Annotated in this window: 14 protein-coding genes; 2 read left to right on the forward strand and 12 right to left on the reverse strand. The window is 61.2% G+C overall.

Features of this window, described 5'->3' with window-relative positions:
- Window positions 1-3: 3 nt before the first annotated feature.
- The 5 genes from ACR0AC_RS05175 to ACR0AC_RS05195 are packed head-to-tail and all read right to left on the reverse strand — an operon-like array spanning window position 4 to window position 5,516.
- Window positions 4-273: a K+/H+ antiporter subunit F gene (locus ACR0AC_RS05175; protein ID WP_170524812.1), complete on the reverse strand. Its 270-nt coding sequence runs from the start codon at window positions 271-273 to the stop codon at window positions 4-6.
- Window positions 270-767 carry a Na+/H+ antiporter subunit E gene (locus ACR0AC_RS05180; RefSeq protein ID WP_170452980.1) on the reverse strand — a complete coding sequence of 166 codons (498 nt, stop codon included), beginning with the start codon at window positions 765-767 and terminating at the stop codon, window positions 270-272. The genes ACR0AC_RS05175 and ACR0AC_RS05180 overlap by 4 nt, the downstream gene beginning before the upstream one ends.
- Complete coding sequence (locus tag ACR0AC_RS05185) at window positions 767-2,290, reverse strand: monovalent cation/H+ antiporter subunit D (protein ID WP_170449384.1); 1,524 nt, start codon at window positions 2,288-2,290, stop codon at window positions 767-769. The genes ACR0AC_RS05180 and ACR0AC_RS05185 overlap by 1 nt, the downstream gene beginning before the upstream one ends.
- Window positions 2,287-2,646 (reverse strand): Na+/H+ antiporter subunit C, encoded by a 360-nt coding sequence (locus ACR0AC_RS05190; protein WP_170449386.1) that lies wholly within the window; start codon window positions 2,644-2,646, stop codon window positions 2,287-2,289. The genes ACR0AC_RS05185 and ACR0AC_RS05190 overlap by 4 nt, the downstream gene beginning before the upstream one ends.
- Window positions 2,646-5,516 (reverse strand): monovalent cation/H+ antiporter subunit A, encoded by a 2,871-nt coding sequence (locus tag ACR0AC_RS05195; RefSeq protein ID WP_480872257.1) that lies wholly within the window; start codon window positions 5,514-5,516, stop codon window positions 2,646-2,648. The genes ACR0AC_RS05190 and ACR0AC_RS05195 overlap by 1 nt, the downstream gene beginning before the upstream one ends.
- Before the next feature lie 220 nt (window positions 5,517-5,736).
- On the opposite strand from ACR0AC_RS05195, the gene ACR0AC_RS05200 reads away from it, so the two are divergent.
- Entirely contained in the window at window positions 5,737-6,207 is a 471-nt protein-coding gene (locus ACR0AC_RS05200; protein WP_170524806.1) for a rhodanese-like domain-containing protein, read from the forward strand.
- On the forward strand, window positions 6,207-7,031 hold the full coding sequence (locus ACR0AC_RS05205; protein WP_480872259.1) for a CE1 family esterase: 825 nt from the start codon (window positions 6,207-6,209) through the stop codon (window positions 7,029-7,031). The genes ACR0AC_RS05200 and ACR0AC_RS05205 overlap by 1 nt, the downstream gene beginning before the upstream one ends.
- Here ACR0AC_RS05205 and mdoH read toward each other — a convergent pair whose 3' ends face one another.
- From mdoH to ACR0AC_RS05240, 7 genes are all read right to left on the reverse strand, one after another.
- Entirely contained in the window at window positions 7,032-8,900 is a 1,869-nt protein-coding gene (gene mdoH, locus ACR0AC_RS05210; protein ID WP_480872261.1) for a glucans biosynthesis glucosyltransferase MdoH, read from the reverse strand.
- A complete protein-coding gene (locus ACR0AC_RS05215; RefSeq protein WP_170622067.1) occupies window positions 8,897-10,396 on the reverse strand; it encodes a glucan biosynthesis protein G in 1,500 nt (499 codons plus the stop codon). Before ACR0AC_RS05215 ends, mdoH begins: the two co-directional genes overlap by 4 nt.
- The gene (locus ACR0AC_RS05220) at window positions 10,393-11,610 is read right to left on the reverse strand and encodes an OpgC domain-containing protein (RefSeq protein WP_170449397.1); all 1,218 of its coding nucleotides are present in this window, start codon (window positions 11,608-11,610) and stop codon (window positions 10,393-10,395) included. The genes ACR0AC_RS05215 and ACR0AC_RS05220 overlap by 4 nt, the downstream gene beginning before the upstream one ends.
- 28 nt (window positions 11,611-11,638) lie before the next feature.
- Window positions 11,639-13,009: a tetratricopeptide repeat protein gene (locus ACR0AC_RS05225; RefSeq protein WP_480872263.1), complete on the reverse strand. Its 1,371-nt coding sequence runs from the start codon at window positions 13,007-13,009 to the stop codon at window positions 11,639-11,641.
- Between the two features lie 179 nt (window positions 13,010-13,188).
- Window positions 13,189-14,373, reverse strand: a complete 1,185-nt coding sequence (locus ACR0AC_RS05230) for a CaiB/BaiF CoA transferase family protein (RefSeq protein ID WP_480872264.1) — start codon at window positions 14,371-14,373, stop codon at window positions 13,189-13,191.
- Window positions 14,360-15,979, reverse strand: coding sequence for a thiamine pyrophosphate-binding protein (locus ACR0AC_RS05235; RefSeq protein ID WP_480872266.1), 1,620 nt, complete (start codon window positions 15,977-15,979; stop codon window positions 14,360-14,362). The genes ACR0AC_RS05230 and ACR0AC_RS05235 overlap by 14 nt, the downstream gene beginning before the upstream one ends.
- Before the next feature lie 79 nt (window positions 15,980-16,058).
- Window positions 16,059-16,517: a DUF302 domain-containing protein gene (locus ACR0AC_RS05240; RefSeq protein ID WP_170449407.1), complete on the reverse strand. Its 459-nt coding sequence runs from the start codon at window positions 16,515-16,517 to the stop codon at window positions 16,059-16,061.
- Window positions 16,518-16,548 lie beyond the last annotated feature (31 nt).

A 16,548-nucleotide genomic window follows, 5' to 3' on the forward strand; every position in this document is an offset into this window, starting at 1 on the left:
CCCTCACTCGATAATATTGCCGCGCAGCATAAAGCGCGCGTAGGCCACGGTTGAAACAAAGCCCAGCATGGCGATGATCATGGCGGCCTCGAAAAAGATCTCGGTGCCCTGATCCAGACCGTAAAGGATCATCAGGGCGATGGTGTTGATCACCATCGTATCCAGCGCCAGAACGCGAGTGCCAACGCCGTCCGCAGTGATGATCCGCCACAGGCACATCATTATTGCGGCTCCGAAACAGGCGAAGGCAAACCAGATCGCATAGTCAATCATTCGAAAATCTCCTTCAGTCGGCGTTCATACCGCTGCTTGATCTGGTCGCGGACCGCATCGGGGTCGGGGGCGTCGAGGCAGTGCACCAGCAGGTTATGCCCCTGCGCCGACAGGTCACAACTGACGGTGCCGGGGGTCATGGTGATGGTGCCTGCCAGAACGGTGATCGCCTCGGGCGTGCGCAGCTCCAGCGGGATGCAGACCCAGTTGGGCTGACGGTCCGAGTCGCGCTTGAACAAAATAATCCGGGCAACGGTGATGTTGGCCATCACGATGTCCCACAGAACGACCAGCATGTACTCAACGACCATCGGCCAGTTGCGCAGCTTGGGGCGGTCGGGCCAGTAGGGTTGAGTGATGAAGGGGATGATGATCCCCAGGATCAGCCCGAAGACCAACGAGTTCAGCGACGGTTTGTTGGCCAGCAGCATCCAGACCACCGTCAGCAGGAAGGTCAGGTGCGGGTGCGGGAATACGCGGCGCAGCAGCTTGATCATTCTTCCCCTCCCAACACGGCCGAGATGTAGTGCTCGGGCGTGAACAGTTGTTCAGCGGTTTTACTGGTGTAGGTCAGTGCAGGCCCGGCAAATATAGTCAGCAGGATCAGGCCGGCGACCAGACCGCAGACGGATGTAAAGGCCAAGCCGGGTTGCGGCTCGGGCGCGGTTTTGGGGGTGTCCTCATCTTCCGGTGTCGATGCATCGTGGCTCTTCCAGAAGATCAACGATCCTGCGCGCGCCAGTCCGACGATGGTGACAAAGGACCCGATCAGGATCACGGCCCAGACCCATCTCGCATCCGGCGCCCCGCGCGAGGCATCCAGCACCAGCAGCTTGCCGACAAAGCCCGACAGCGGCGGCATACCGGCCATGGCGATGGCTCCGACAAAGAACAGGGCCGAGATCAGCCCGGTTTGCGCCATCGGCGCTTTGGGCATAATCGCTCCGCCCCGTCGTTCCATCACCAGATCGGCGACAAGGAACAACAGCGCCGTGGCGAGCGTCGAATGGAACACGTAATACAGTGCGGCGGCGCTGGCCTGAGGTGTGAACAGCGAGATCGCGATCAGCAGCGTCCCCATCGAGGCGATGGCGCAGAAGGCCACCATCCGCGCGATATGCTGCGACCCCAGAATGCCAATGGCCCCGACCGCAAGCGTCACCAGTGCGGCGGGTTGCAGCCAGTCGCCGACCAGCCCTTGGGTCGCCTCGACCTCGGGTCCAAAGGCCAGCGTATACATCCGGATGATCGAGTACGCGCCGACCTTGGTCATGATCGCAAACAGCGCGGCCACCGGCAGCGGCGCGTTGGCATAGCTGGCTGGAAGCCAGAAATGCAGCGGCAGAACGGCAGCCTTGATGCAGAAGACCAGCAGCAGCAGCACCGCACCGACGCGCAGCAGAGCGGTGTCTTCGGGCGGGATCTCGGCCACGCGCAGGGCGATATCGGCCATGTTTAGTGTGCCGGTCACACCGTAAAGCGTGCCCAGAGCAAACAGGAACAGGGTCGAGCCCAGCAAGTTGTAGGCCACATATTGAACGCCGGATTTCAGCCGCACGGACCCGCCGCCATGGGTCATCAGACCGTATGAGGCGATCAGCAGAACCTCGAAGAACACAAACAGGTTGAAGGCGTCACCGGTCAGGAAGGCGCCGCAAACGCCCATAAGCTGGAAATGGAACAAGGCGTGGAAGTGTTTCCCCCGTTCATCCCAGCCCGAGGCGATAGCGTAGAGCACAATGGGCAACGCCAGCAAAGCGGTCAGCAGAACCATCATCGCCGAAAGCCGGTCCAGCACCATGACGATGCCGAACGGCGCGGGCCAGTTGCCAAGCTCATAGACCTGAATCTCCCCTCCCGCTGCCTGGGCGGTGACGGTCAGGGCAATGCCCAGCAAGGCAACGACGCCCGAGACCGAGAAGATGCGTTGCAGGTCCAGATGATAGCGCAGGACCATGATAATGAACGGGGCCAGGATCGCGGGAAGGACGATCGGCGCAACGATCCAGTGGTTCATGCGTCTTCCTCCGGCGCGTCCACGCTGTCGCTTGCGCTCATGTCGATATGGTCATCTTTCGAGGACAGATAGGCCGACAGGGCGATCATCACGATCACCGCCGTCATCCCGAACGAGATCACGATGGCCGTCAGCACCAGGGCCTGGGGCAGCGGGTCGGTATAGGGGACGTCTTCGTATTTGTTCAGAACCGCAGGCGCATTCAGGGCCAAACGTCCGGTGGCAAACAGGAACACGTTCACCGCATAGGTGATCAGCGACAGGCCAAGAATGACCGGGAATGTCCGTCGGCGCAGGATCAGGAAGATCCCGGCGGCGGTCAGAATGCCTACGGCAGAGGCAACCAGCGCTTCCATCAGGCCTGCTCCTTCTCTTCTACTTCGTCCTGTGGGGCATCCCGCAGCGGGTTGATATCCATCGGGAATTCCTGCGCCATGCCCGGTCGCCACGCAAAGCGCGACAGGCTGTCGAGCGCCAGCATCACGGCCCCCAGAACGGCCAGGAACACGCCCACGTCAAACAACATGGCGGTGGCCCATTCGAACTCTTCCAGCGGGGGCCAGTTGATGTAGCCGAAGTCGCTGGTCAGGAAGGGGCGTTCGTTGAACCAGGCCCCCAGACCGGTGGCGGCGGCGATCAGCACACCCCAGCCGATGGTGCCGTGATAGTAGAACCTTTGTCGTTCAATCGCCCAGGTATAGCCGCTGGCCATGTATTGCATCAGAAACGCAATCGCGACGATCAGACCGGCGATGAAGCCGCCCCCGGGCTGGTTGTGACCCCGGAAGAAGATATAGGCCCCGACCATCAGCGCGATGGGCATCATCACACGGGTGACAACCACCATCATCAGCGGGTGTGAATCCCCCGATTGCGGCCAGTGCGGTTTGCGGTTCAGCAGGTAGCCGCGCACATTGGTGCCCAGAACCGCCTCGGTCAGGGCAAAGATGATCAGCGCGGCAATGCCCAGAACAATGATCTCACCAAAGGTATCAAAGCCCCGGAAGTCGACCAGAATGACGTTCACCACATTGGTGCCGCCACCGCCTTTGTACGAGTTCGCCAGATGGAACTCGGAAATCGTCGGGAAGGCGAAGTCGCGCAGCATGATCGCATAGATCAGCGCCCCGGTTCCCACGCCAGCAACCACGGAAATCGCCGCATCCCGCCAGCGCCGCGCGGCAGAACTGTCCCACGGCGTCTCTGTCGGCAGGAAGTTCAGCGACAAAAGCAGCAAGATCATCGTCACCACTTCGACCGAGATCTGGGTCAGCGCCAGATCCGGTGCCGACAGATAGTTGAAGGCAACCGAAACGATCAGACCAACAACGCCGATCAACACCAGCGAGAGCAGGCGGTTGCGGTGGAACCACATGATGCCCAGCGTCGCGCCGACCAGACAGATCCAGCCAATGATGGGAATAATCTGCGCGGGAATCGGAACACGGGTTTCGACACCGATGGTTCCCGTCGAATAGGCGTAATAGCCAAGCCCCACGGTGAAGGCGACGAATATGATGGCGTAACGGCTCAGGACCCCATTGTGCAGCTCATCCGTGATCCACTGGCTGAGGCGCGTGAAGGCGTTGATGACGGCCTCGAAAATCACCTTGGCCTCGGGGCGGGGCAGAGCGTTCCACACATACTCGCCCCGTTTGTGCAGCGCCAACAGGAACAGACCGCCCAGCGTGGCCACGACCGACATATACAGCGCCGGAGTAAACCCGTGCCACAGTTTCAGTGAGTAATAGGGCAGATTCTCGCCCCCGATCACAGCGCTGGACACGACGGCCACCAATGGGCCGACGATAGCGGCGGAATAGAAGCCGATCAGCACAACCAGAACCACAAGGAACGCCGGGGCAATCCACAGCCCGACAGGCGGATCATGCGGATGCGCGGGGTAATCATCGCGCTGCGGTCCAAGGAACACATGGCTGACGAAGCGGAAGGAATAGGCGGCAGAGAACAACGCCGCCAACAGGGCCAGACCCGGCACCAGATAATGCGAGTTCAGCCATGTGGTGTGTACGGTTTCCTCCAACATCATCTCTTTCGAAAGGAACCCGTTCAGCGGCGGCAGGCCAGCCATCGACAGCGCGGCGATGGTGCCGATTGTGAAGGTGATTGGCATCAGGTGGCGCAGACCGCCCAGCCGTTTGACGTCGCGCGTGCCGGTTTCGTGATCGACGATACCGGCGGTCATAAACAGGGCGGCTTTGAAGGTCGCGTGGTTGATGATGTGGAACACGGCGGCCACGGCGGCGAACTTAGTGCCAAAGCCCAGCAGCATGGTGATCAGGCCCAGGTGCGAAACGGTTGAAAACGCCAGCAGCGCCTTCAGGTCATCCTTGAACAGCGCAATCACCGCCCCCAGCAGCATGGTCACCAGACCGGTGGTCGCGACGATGTAGAACCACGCATCGGTGCCCGATAAAACCGGCCACATCCGGGCCATCAGAAACAGGCCTGCTTTTACCATCGTCGCCGAGTGCAGATAGGCCGAAACCGGCGTCGGTGCGGCCATCGCGTGCGGCAACCAGAAATGGAACGGGAACTGTGCCGACTTGGTGAAACAGCCCAGCAGGATCAGGATCAGCGCGGGCATGTAATAGGGCGAGGCCTGTATCAGTTCCTTGTTCTGCAGAATCACACTCAGATCGTAGGACCCCACGATATTGCCCAGGATCAGCATCCCGGCGATCATCGCCAACCCGCCGCCACCGGTGACAGCCAGCGCCATTCGCGCGCCCTGACGGCCTTCGGGCAGGTGTTTCCAATAGCCGATCAGCAGGAAGGAACTCAACGAGGTCAACTCCCAGAAGATCAACAAAAGCAGGATGTTGTCGGACAGAACGATCCCGACCATCGCGCCCTGAAACAGCAGCAGATAGGTATAGAACTGCCCCATCGGATCTTCGCGCGACAAGTAAAACCGCGCATATAGGATGATCAGCAGACCGATGCCCAAGATCAGCAGGGCAAACAGAAAACCAAGCCCGTCCAGCATGAAGTTCGCGTTCAGCCCCAGGCCCGGTATCCAGTCGTACCGGGCGGTCACGATCTCACCTCGCATGACCGAGGGGATGTGGATCAACAACCCCATCAGGGCCAGGAAGGTGGTCAACCCAGCGGCCGAGGCGGCTGCGTTTCGTCCCGCCCGGATCAGGAGGGCTGGAAACACAGCTCCGATAAAGGGAAGGGCCGCGATGAGGAATAGGGACAAGTGCGATACTCCGGTCTGAGCGGTCAATATGATTGAATTGGTAAGGATAATTTATTGACTGTCCAAAAATTGCAAGGTTTCGAACGGCCTCAAAAGATGTATTCCGGATGTGATTAACCTGCGTAATAATGACGCGAACTTGAACGGGTGGCCGGTTTTCCGCGCAGCACCGGCCCCGCTGCTGTGTTAGAAAACACCCGTCAGCGCAGGAGGGCGCCGCATGGCGGACAGGACAAACCGGACCCGAAGGTGGGTTTTGCTGGGTGGCGGGGCCGCCATCGCAGCCGGGTTTGCGATACGGGAATATCGTCTGATCCCGCAGGATTATTCTGGTGGTCAGCTGGACGTATCTCAGGCGCATCAACAGGCGGTTTCGGGCGATGTTCTGCTGGTGGATATCCGCACGCCGCGCGAATGGCGCGCAACCGGCATCGGGCAGGGGGCGCAGCCTCTGGATATGCGGCGGGACGATTTTGTTCAGGCTTTGACGACGTTGACGGGCGGAGATCAATCCGCCCCCGTTGCCCTGATCTGCGCCCGCGGGGTCCGCTCAGCCCGGCTGAGCAACCAACTGACCGAGGCGGGTTTCACCAATATCATCGATGTGCCCGAAGGCATGCTGGGGTCTGCCGCCGGGCCGGGCTGGGTGCGCGCCGGGTTGCCGGTCGAAGCTTATACCGAGGGGACGTAATGGAAACGAAATACTGGCTGTCTTTTTGTTTGGCTTTTGCAGGAAGCTCGGCCCTTGCCGATTGTGGTCCGGATCAAGGGACCTGCCAGACGCCGTCGGGCGAGTATCATATCGAATTGCCAAACGCCGAAAATCCGCCATTGGTGGTTTTCCTGCATGGCTATGGGGGCAGCGGTGCCGGAACCATGAGAAACCGCGCTATGGTGGACCCATTGCTAGAGCGTGGCTATGCCGTCATGGCCCCCGAAGCGCTTGAACGACCGGACAGGGGCGGCACCAAAAGCTGGAACTTCTATCCGGGTTTCGGGGATCGCGATGAAACCGTGTTTCTTAGCGAAACGGTCGAAGATGCGGCCGCGCGCTTTGGCATCGACAGTGAACGCGCGATACTTGGCGGGTTCTCGGCTGGTGGCTTCATGGTGAATTACCTGGCTTGCGCGGCACCCCATACGTTCTCGGCCTATGTGCCCGTCTCTGGCGGGTTCTGGCGTCCGCATCCCGAAGCCTGCGAAGGGCCGGTTCGGATGTTCCACACCCATGGCTGGACCGACAATGTGGTCCCGTTAGAAGGGCGTCTGCTGGGCGGCGGGCGCTTTCATCAGGGCGATATCTTTGCGGGGCTTGAAATCTGGCGCATCGCCAATGAATGCGAGGATACGAAGCCCAGTGGATTTTCGACCACCGGGCAGTTCATGCGGCGCAACTGGATGGGATGCGCCGAAGGCAGTGCGCTGGAATTTGCGCTGTTTCCCGGCGGTCACAACGTGCCAAGTGGCTGGGCTGACATGATGCTGGACTGGTACGAGGGGTTGCCCGGCGGCTGATTACTCCGCCGGGGTCATAGTGCCCTTGCCTTCGATCAGGCGCTTCAACTCATCGCGGTGACGACGGGCCGAGCGGGTGATGGCCGGTTCGGCAAAATCCTCGCGCATGCCAACCATGCGGCGGGCGGTACCGGCGGACACGCCGCTGAGAGCGGAAAGCGGGATCGCCAGTGCTAGGCTGATCGCAATCGGGGCCAGCCAGACCGAGACCAGACCGGCCAGAATACCAACGCTCAGCGCGATGCCGCTGATGGTTTCCAGCGTGTGGCACAGGATCAGGGTGCGCAAGGAATAGCTGCCGCCATCGCGTGCCTGTGGCGACCAGCCCCTTTGAATGCCCAAGGCGGTGCGGAACACGGCGATCATCTGCTGCACCATCAGGATCGGTGCGTAGAGGATCGACAAGATGACCTCGAACAGGAACGAGGTGAAGAACCGCCGCCAGCCGCCGAAATCGGAATAGCGCACACCGCTGAGGGGCAGGGCGGCCACACCCAGAACCTTGGGGGCCAGCAGCATGGCGTACATGACCAGAATGATCAGCACGTGGCGCGTCTCGGTCATTTCGGGCCATTGCGGGAACAGCGGATTATCGGGGCTGAAGTAATGCAGAACCGAGGCCTCTTCGCCCTGACCGATCAGCGCCCACATCAGCAGCAGCGCAAACCACAAAGGCGACATCAGATATCCAACCGCCCCATGGAACATGTGAAACCGCGAGACCGAGCGGAACCCGCGCGAGCCCAGAAGTTTCAGATGCTGCAGGTTGCCCTGACACCAGCGGCGATCCCGCATGGCGTGGTCGATGAGTGTGGGTGGGGTTTCTTCGTAAGACCCCCGGATGCGCGGCAGGAACCGCACAGCCCAACCGGCGCGGCGCAGCAGACCGGCCTCGACGAAATCGTGGCTCATGATCAGCTTTTCCTGCCCGGTCAAGGACCGCAGCTTGGGCAGACCGGCACATGTGGCGAAGGCCCTGGTGCGGATGATGGCGTTGTGGCCCCAATAATTGCCCTCTTGCCCGCACCAGCGGGCCAGACCTTCGGCAAAGGCGATGCCATAAACGCCATTGGCAAACTGCTGCATCCGGGCAAAGACCGACTGCGCGCCGATCAGTTGCGGGTAGCTTTGGATCAGGCCTGCGCCCGGGTCGCGCGCCAGCGAATCCGTCAGGCGGGCGATGGCGCGGCCGGTCATCAGGCTGTCGGCGTCCAGAACCAGCATCGCGTCCCAATCCGCGCCCCAGCGGCTGACCCAATCGGCGATATTGCCAACCTTGCGGTCCGTGTTCTGAGGACGGCGGCGGTAATAGAGCTTCAGGTCCGGGGCCAAGGTCGTGCGCAGCGCTTCGATACTGGCTTGCTCTTGCGCGGCGATATCCGGGTCGCGCGTGTCCGACAGGATGAACATCGCGTATTCATGCTGACCGCCCCGCGCGCGCAGTTCTTCCAGCATGGTGCGGGCATTGCCCAGCACGAACCACGGGACCTCATTATAGGTCGGCATCAACAGGGCCACGCGCAGCGGTTGCGCGCGTTCCCGTCTGACCGGACGGTCCTGCCGGGACAGGGAAATCATGCCCAGAAGCACCGTGCAGACGGTGAAGGAAATCCAGAAGAAGTTGAACGAGATCAGTGCCAGCAGAATGCCTTCGACCAGATTGATCCCCTCGGCCCCGAACCAGTCGCTCATGACCCAGAGCAGGCCCAGCGTTGCCGCCATGGCGGGCGAAAAGGCCAGCGCGCGCCAGAACCCGGCGGATCGGCGTTTGCCCGACGGCACCCCGGCATCGCGGAACCCCGCGCGGAAATCCTGCGCGGGCATGGCCAAGGGCGCCTCGGGCGGCATGATATGCAGATCGCGGCTCATGTGGTCCAACGGTACAGCCAGACTTCGGAGGCCGGTTGCTTGCCCACCAGCAGCTGCGCGCGCAGTTCAACATAATCGCGGTCGCCGGGCTGGAACGAGAAGGCCAGACGCACACCGCCTGTGTCCGGGTTGCGTTGCAACACGCCGTCCGAGGTTTCGGCATGGGGCGAATTGGCAAAAATGCGAATGGCGTCCAGATCGTCGAACAACTCGCTGGGTTCGAAATCGATCACGGCCAGACGGCCTTCGCCAAAGGTATTCTCACCCATCGCCGTGTTGATGACACGCGGCATCGAGGTGCGCTGCGGCTCTTCACCCCAGATCAGGCGATAGCTGAGGTCCACCTGACTGCCTGCAGCATAGGGTTCCGCCGGACGCCAATAGGCAACGATGTTGTCATAGATTTCCTGATCGGCCGGAATCTCGACCAGTGTGACGGTGCCCTTGCCCCAGTCATCCCCCGGTTCGACCCACAGGCTGGGGCGCTTGTGATAATTCGCCTCAAGATCCGCATAGTCCGAGAATTCGCGCTTGCGCTGCATAAGACCAAACCCTTTGGGGTTGGTGTCCACGAAAGATGAGATTTGCAGGCGCGTCGGGTTGGCCAGAGGCCGCCAGATAACCTCACCCGCGCCATTGCGGATCAGCAGCCCGTCGCTGTCGTGCACGGCGGGGCGGAAATCGTCGAACCGGCTGTGGTTGGTCTGATCAAACAGGAACATCGAGGTTCCAGGCGCGATGCCGACGTGATCCAGCTCGGTGCGCGGGAACAGGGTGGCTTCGACATCCATGATGCAGTCGGCACCGGCGGTAACGTTGAAACGATAGGCCCCGGTCACGCTGGGGCTGTCCATCAACGCGTGGACCACCATGTTGCGCTGGCCCGGTTCCGGGCGTTCCAGCCAGAAGCGGATAAATTCCGGGAATTCCTCACCATCCGGATCGCCGGTTTTCAGCGCCAGACCGCGGGCGGACAGACCGTAAACCTCGTGCAGGCCGATGGCGCGGAAATAGCTGGCCCCCTGCCAGACGCAGAACTCATCTGTTTTGCCGGGGCGGTGCATTTCGGTGCGCAGGCGCAGGCCCGAGAAGCCCAGCGTGTCGTCGATAGGCAGGGTCGGAACCTCATCCGACTTGTCGAACATCGCAAGATCGAAGGCCACCGGTTTGGTCATGCCATTCTCCACCGTCGACACTTTGACCGTGCGCGGGAAGTACAGGCCCGGCGTGAAGAAATCGACGTTGAAGGGGGTCTCGGTCTCGTACCAAAGGGCGCGATCCAGACGGAACCGGATCGAGCGGTATTGCTGGTACGTCAGGTCCTGCCATTCCTGCGGCACCATCTCACGCTCGGCAAAGGGGCGGCTGGCCAGTTCACGGGCCAACTCGATCACATGATCGCGGTCAAATGGCACGTCTCCGCCCGAGGCAAAGGTGGCGGGCGCCAGAAACAGCGCGGAGGTTGAGGCCAGAAATGCGCGGCGCGTCAAAGTCATTTCTTAGATTTCCACGGATGAGATTTGAACCAGCCGGCCAGATAGGCCACTGCGATGATCATGGCAAAGCCAATCATGTTGGCGGCGAAAACGGTGGCGGCATCCCGCCCGGCCTGATCCAGCGCAACGCCGATCAGACGGGCTGCCGCCATCGAGAAGACGAATACGGCAAGGGATTGCTGGCCGACTTTGGTCACCAGCTTAAGCACCACTTGCCAAACCCGTGCGCCGACACTGTGGCCCGAGGCGATCAGGCGGTGGCCATGTTCACCCGCGACGACCCAGCCCAGATAGGCCAGCGACAGGAAGTGGATATAGCGGAACAGGCCGAACTCGGTCTTGCCGCGCAGTTCCTTGGTCAGGGGCCAGATCTCGCGGATTTCTTCGGCCAGGCCGGGGGCTGCGGATTGCACCCACAGGAACACTTTCCACGACCCAATAGGCGCGGACAGAACCAGAAACGCAATCGCCGCCCAGATCAGTGTTTTTGACACCCGCGGGGCAGGGATCCAGCCGCGCATGAAAGCAAAGCCGGTGAAGAACAGCAGCTGCCAGCCGAACGGGTTGAAGAACCATTGCCGGTCAGACCAAGGCTCGGCCGGAAGGGCAAGCGCGCCGGTCTGAGCCACCAGCCAGATCGACACCGAAGCCAGCGCGACGGCCCAGAACCCGATGCGCGACAACGCCATGAACAGCGGCATCATCGCCAGCACAACCAGATACATCGGCAGTATGTCGAAGTAGTTCGGCACATAGGTCAGGGTGAAAATCCCGACCATCTGCGGCAGCGGATCGTTGAAGAAATGCTGCAGGTTCAGGGACGAGACGTAATTCTTTGTAAACAGGCCGGAATTATCAAGCGCGGCCATTGTCATGGCGACAAAGAAGAACAGACAGATATGCGCCCAATAGACCTGCCAGATGCGGAACGCCACGCGGGCGGTGCCCATCCACCAGCCCTTGCGCAGGAACGCGCCGCCAAAGGCGATGGCCGAGGCCATGCCGGAACAGAACACAAAGATCTCGGTAGCGTCGGAAAACCCGAAGCGCGCCGGAATCCAGCTTGTCCAGGGGTTGCCGGGGATATGGGCAACCAGAATGATGAACATCGCGATGCCGCGATAGAAATCCAGTCGCGGGTCGCGCACGGTTGCCGGAGCGGCCACCGGGGCCGCCACAGGCGCAAAATCAGAAGCGGGCGATGCAGTCGCCATACGTTTTCTGTCCTTCTTGGTCTTTTTGTTATTCGGCCGGGACGCTTTGAGCGTCTCCGCTGTCGCGGGCCGCGTCGATCAGGGCGCGGCGCGCAAGTGCGTAATTGTCCTCGCCCCCGGCACGTTTGGCGCGCCGGTCGTCCAGGATGCGCTCCACCGCGTCCAGACGCCCGGCGCGCAGGCCGGAATCGATTGTGATGCGCTCGAATACATCACGTTGTGCGTGGCTGCCACCTGCCATTTGCATGCCAGCGCGCGCGGTCGACAGGAAATCGAAGGCCGCGCCATAAAGCCCGTCGCCGAAGGCCTCCAGGCCCTTGGCCGCAGCAATGCCCGGATCGGACATGCGGATCGGGGTGTCCCCCTGATTGCGCTGCGCATCCTTCTGAATGCGCTGCAACATTTTGCCCGTCGCGTCCGCGCGGTTGTCGCCGGTCAGGGCCAGCAGGTAATGCAGGTCGGCAAAGATCAGGCAGCCGTCCTCGGTCCGCGCGGCGCTGAGATCGGCGAGTTCTTCCCAGCGGTTGCCAACATCGATGCCCTCAAGCTCCAACCGCGACAGCAGCGAGGTCGCGTTCGAGATGTCGCGATAATCATCCGTCTTGTCCTTGCGGATATGCTGATCATACAGCGCCATCACCTGATCGACCTGACCCAGATCCAGATGCATCAGCGCCTTGTGCCACCAGACGTGATAGCGAAAGTTGTTGCAATGCGCCCAGGCGTCCTCGCGCCCGGCAAGCCAGTCCAGACCCAGTTGCGCGTTGCCTGTCATCTCGTGGACGTGAGCGACAGCATGCAGACCCCAGGCATCGTCCGACACCATCCACAGGGCCTGTCGACCGGCAATCTCGGCCTTTTCATAGGCGCCAGTTTCTTCCAGCGCGAAGGAATGGCAGCCCAGCAGATAGCCGCGTCCGGCATGATCCGGCTCGTAGGCGGGCAGAACCCGTTCAATCGACCGACGCATTCCCGCCGCGTCTCCCAGCACAAACCGTGTCGCGTGGCTGAGTTTCATCGCCAGCGTGTCGGTCGGATGGGCGCGCAGGACCTCTTCGAATTTCTGCACAGCTTGCGAGGGCAGGTCGGCTAGATAGAGCGACAAGGCATCGACATACAGCTTCTCACGCGCCGACACGGTCTGGCGTGTCATTGCGGTGTTGGCTGCGGCCAAAGCCTCGGTCGCGACGGGCAACATCTCGCGCCGACCCAGCAGAACCATGAACAGACCCTTGATCGCATGACCCAATGCGAAGTCCGGCTCAAGCTCGAGCACCTTGCCCAGATGCTGAGGGGTGATTGCCGCGTGCGCCATGAACCCAAGCAGAACACCATCCCACGCTTCGACGGCTGCCGGGTGGCTGAGGGTGTTCATTTGTCCAAAAACGTCTTGTTTCATACTTGGGTCCAATCTGATTGCGATATTTGACACTGTTCGATTTATCAGAGTGTGCGGGCGCGTCGTAACAGTATCGACCCTGCTCTCGAATTGGTGAAAACCCGTGTGTGCAAAAATTGAAAAAAACCGCCGATTCAAGGGCATGTTTCAGCAACTTGCCGCCGAAATGGGCAAGTGTTTCAGTCTTCGAAGGGGTTTTCAGCGCCTAAAACTGCATCAGTATCCGCACCGAACACCGGCGGGGCATGCCGATATGTTACAGGCGTGCGTGACAGGTTCAGGGGATTCCCGATCAGTTTCACCTCGGCCGGATCGGCCTGCATGGCGATCTGCATGCCACGGGCTGCCACCTGATCCGAGGCAAAAACCTGATCCAGTGTCCGCACCGGGCCAACCGGCACCTTGCGGGTTTCAAGCTCGGAAATCACCGTGGCCGTTGCCTTGGATTTCATTGCCGGACGCAGCACCGCGTTCAGGTCATCGCGATGTTCAAGCCGCGCGGGGTTGGTTGCAAAACGCGGATCGTCGGCCAGTTCGGGATGCCCGATGAAATCGCAGAACCGGCGGAACTGGCTGTCATTGCCAACTGCCAGAATCACGTGGCCATCGGAGGTTTCATAAACCTCGTAGGGCACGATATTGGGATGCCCGTTACCGCGCCGCTGGGGCACATCGCCCGAGGTCAGATAGTTCACGCCTTCATTGATCAACCAGGCCACCTGCGAATCCACCAGCGCTAGATCGATCTGCTGACCTTCGCCGGTCAGGTCGCGGTGACGCAGCGCCGCCAGAATGCCGACCGTCGCGTACATGCCGCACATCACATCGGCGATGCCCACGCCCACTTTCATCGGCGCGCCGTCGGTATCGCCGGTCAGCGACATGATCCCGCCATAGCCTTGCGCCATCAGGTCATAACCGGGCTTGCTGGAATTGGGGCCGGTCTGCCCGTATCCGGAGATCGAGCAATAGACGAGCCCCGGAAGATCCTGAGACAAGCTGTTGTAATCCAGCCCGTATTTCGCCAGCCCGCCGGGTTTGAAATTCTCGATCAGAATATCGGCATGTGAGGCAAGGCGTTTGATTTCAGCCTGTCCCTCGGGCGTTGCGATGTCGATGGCGACGGATTTCTTGTTGCGGTTGGCCGACATGAAATAGGCGCTCAGGTCCGAGCGGTTGCCGTCTGCATCCTCGACGTAAGGAGGGCCCCATTGCCGCGTATCGTCGCCGCCGGTTGCGGGGTTTTCGATCTTGATGACGGTTGCACCCAGATCGCCCAGCAATTGCGTGCAGGTCGGTCCGGCCAGAATGCGCGACAGGTCAAGAACCTTTACGCCCTTCAGCGGTCCTTCAGATGCGGCCATCATACCCTCCACGATCAATCTCGGCGGCGATCACGGTAAAGCGGTCGGCCTTCATCGCCTCGTTCAATGCTGCGCGCAGTTCTGCGCGGTTGCGCACGGTATGTCCATAGCCGCCAAAGGCGCGGCCCATCGCGGCAAAGTCGTGGCGGTCGAAATCAACGCCCCGGTTGCCCATCTGGCGCTGGCGTTGCTTCAATTCGATCAGCGCCAGCGAGGCGTCGACGAACACGAGAAAGATCGGATTTCCGCCCATTTCGGCAGCGGTCGACAGCTCTCCGGCGATCATCAAGAACCCTGCATCGCCCGAAAAGCTGATCACCGGGCGGTCAGGTTCGGCCAAACTCAGGCCCATCGCCATCGGAAGGGCGCAACCCATTGTGCACAAAGCAGAAGACTGGATCAGTCCGCGCGGCTCTTGGCACTCCCACATCTGACTCAGCAGGATACGGTGTGCGCCGCTATCGGCCGAGGCCAGCGTGTTGCCGGGCAGCACGGCGCGGGTTTCGGCGATCACACCCGCAGGGCCCCATTCGTCGTCCTGAGGGAAAGCGTGCGCCAGCGCGGCCTTGACCTGAGCGGGTTCTCCACTGGGCCACGTGGCGTGGGCCGGGTTGCCCTTGGCAATCGCCTCCAGCGTCTGGCCGGTATCGGCCACCAGATTCAGCCCGGCCTGATGCATATAGTGATCGTTCACCACGGCCGAGATGTCGATAACGCGCTTTTCGTCCGGATCCCAGATCTCGCGCCAGCCGGGGCGCATTTCGATGGGGTCATAGCCAAGGCACAGAACCAGATCGGACTGTTCGATCAGCGGCACCAGATGTTTGTCGGCCAGAGGCGACAGCCCCGCGCCGCCCAGACACAAAGGGTGATCCTCGGGGATCACGCCCTTTGCCTTGTAGGTGGTGACAAAAGGAATGCTGAAATGTTCCAGAAACGCCTGAACCACACTGCGCGAGTCGTCATACAGCACATCCAGCCCGATGATCGCGACGGGACGTTCGGCCTCGGCCACCCAGCGGCGGGCCTTGGACAGGCAGTCGCCTTCCGGGGCTACAGCCGCCACCTTGGCCAGGCGGCGGCGTTTGGGCGAAGACATACGCGCATCCGCAACCGAGATTGGCACGTCGATATGGACCGGGCCGGGGCGGGGCTGATTGGCCAGAGAGACTGCCTTATCCGCAATGATATCCGCGCCTTCGGCGGTCATCACATAGGTGGCCTTGGTGATCGAGCGGTAGACCTGTGAATGGTCCATGACCTGATGGGTATAGGTCAGCGCCTCGTCTGCATCCACACAGCCGGTCAGCACGATCATCGGCACCCGGTCCTGAAACGCATTGGCCACCACGTTGATCCCGTTCATCGCACCCGGCCCGATGGTCGCAACCAGAATGGCGGGCGCGCCGTCGCGGTGATGCACGGCCTCGGCCATGAAGCCCGCGGCGTTTTCGTGCTTGGTCAGATGGAAGGTGATGCCCGCCTTTTCCAGCGCATCAACCAGCGTCAGAACCTCGCCGCCCGGCATCCCGAATGCGTGGCGGCAACCCGCCTCGTACAGCCGTTGGGCCAGAAGGTCCGCAGCGCGGGGGGACAGGTCCTGCATCAGTCATGCTCCGAATTAGCCAATGGGAAGCAAATGTCTGACATCCCTAACAGAGGCAAGCCGGATCACGCCAGTGTGACTATTTGACTGCGGAATCCGCGATGGATTGAAACTTTGCGTCCAATTCTTCGGCAATCGCAGACAGCGCCGCGCCGCCTTCGTCAGCGTAAGGCTGGAAGACAAAGCTGGGTGTTTTGTAAGACAAGGTCGCCGTGCCATCGTCATTTTCGGTGACGTAAAACCGGATCGGCGCTTCGATCATCGCAGCGGTCGAGGTTTCCAGAACGCGCACGGCAAAATCGTTGTTGAACACGCCGATCACGCGGTTGCCGGGGATGGTAATCCCACGCGCCGCAGCGGCCTTGGTCGGACCGGCCTGCGTGACCACGATCAGCCCATTGGCTTTCACTGCCGCTTTCGTGTCAGCGACCAGCGCCTCATAGGATTTTTTGCTGTCAAACACGGCCCATCCGGGCAAAGGCTCATCCGCAAAGGCGGGCAGAGCCAGCAAACACGCAAACGCAACGACAGGTTTCATCGCAGGCCCTCCGTCAACTTGGCTGCCTGCT

It is taken from the genome of Ruegeria sp. H7 (genome assembly GCF_056532945.1).

Excerpts from the sequence above, each read along its gene's own strand:
- ACR0AC_RS05205 (WP_480872259.1), top strand. The coding sequence starts at position 6,207 with ATGGAAACGAAATACTGGCTGTCTTTTTGTTTGGCTTTTGCAGGAAGC.
- ACR0AC_RS05225 (WP_480872263.1), bottom strand. The coding sequence starts at position 13,009 with ATGAAACAAGACGTTTTTGGACAAATGAACACCCTCAGCCACCCGGCA.
- ACR0AC_RS05220 (WP_170449397.1), bottom strand. The coding sequence starts at position 11,610 with ATGGCGACTGCATCGCCCGCTTCTGATTTTGCGCCTGTGGCGGCCCCG.
- ACR0AC_RS05235 (WP_480872266.1), bottom strand. The coding sequence starts at position 15,979 with ATGCAGGACCTGTCCCCCCGCGCTGCGGACCTTCTGGCCCAACGGCTG.
- ACR0AC_RS05190 (WP_170449386.1), bottom strand. The coding sequence starts at position 2,646 with ATGGAAGCGCTGGTTGCCTCTGCCGTAGGCATTCTGACCGCCGCCGGG.
- ACR0AC_RS05230 (WP_480872264.1), bottom strand. The coding sequence starts at position 14,373 with ATGGCCGCATCTGAAGGACCGCTGAAGGGCGTAAAGGTTCTTGACCTG.
- ACR0AC_RS05240 (WP_170449407.1), bottom strand. The coding sequence starts at position 16,517 with ATGAAACCTGTCGTTGCGTTTGCGTGTTTGCTGGCTCTGCCCGCCTTT.
- ACR0AC_RS05215 (WP_170622067.1), bottom strand. The coding sequence starts at position 10,396 with ATGACTTTGACGCGCCGCGCATTTCTGGCCTCAACCTCCGCGCTGTTT.
- ACR0AC_RS05185 (WP_170449384.1), bottom strand. The coding sequence starts at position 2,290 with ATGAACCACTGGATCGTTGCGCCGATCGTCCTTCCCGCGATCCTGGCC.
- mdoH (WP_480872261.1), bottom strand. The coding sequence starts at position 8,900 with ATGAGCCGCGATCTGCATATCATGCCGCCCGAGGCGCCCTTGGCCATG.
- ACR0AC_RS05175 (WP_170524812.1), bottom strand. The coding sequence starts at position 273 with ATGATTGACTATGCGATCTGGTTTGCCTTCGCCTGTTTCGGAGCCGCA.
- ACR0AC_RS05200 (WP_170524806.1), top strand. The coding sequence starts at position 5,737 with ATGGCGGACAGGACAAACCGGACCCGAAGGTGGGTTTTGCTGGGTGGC.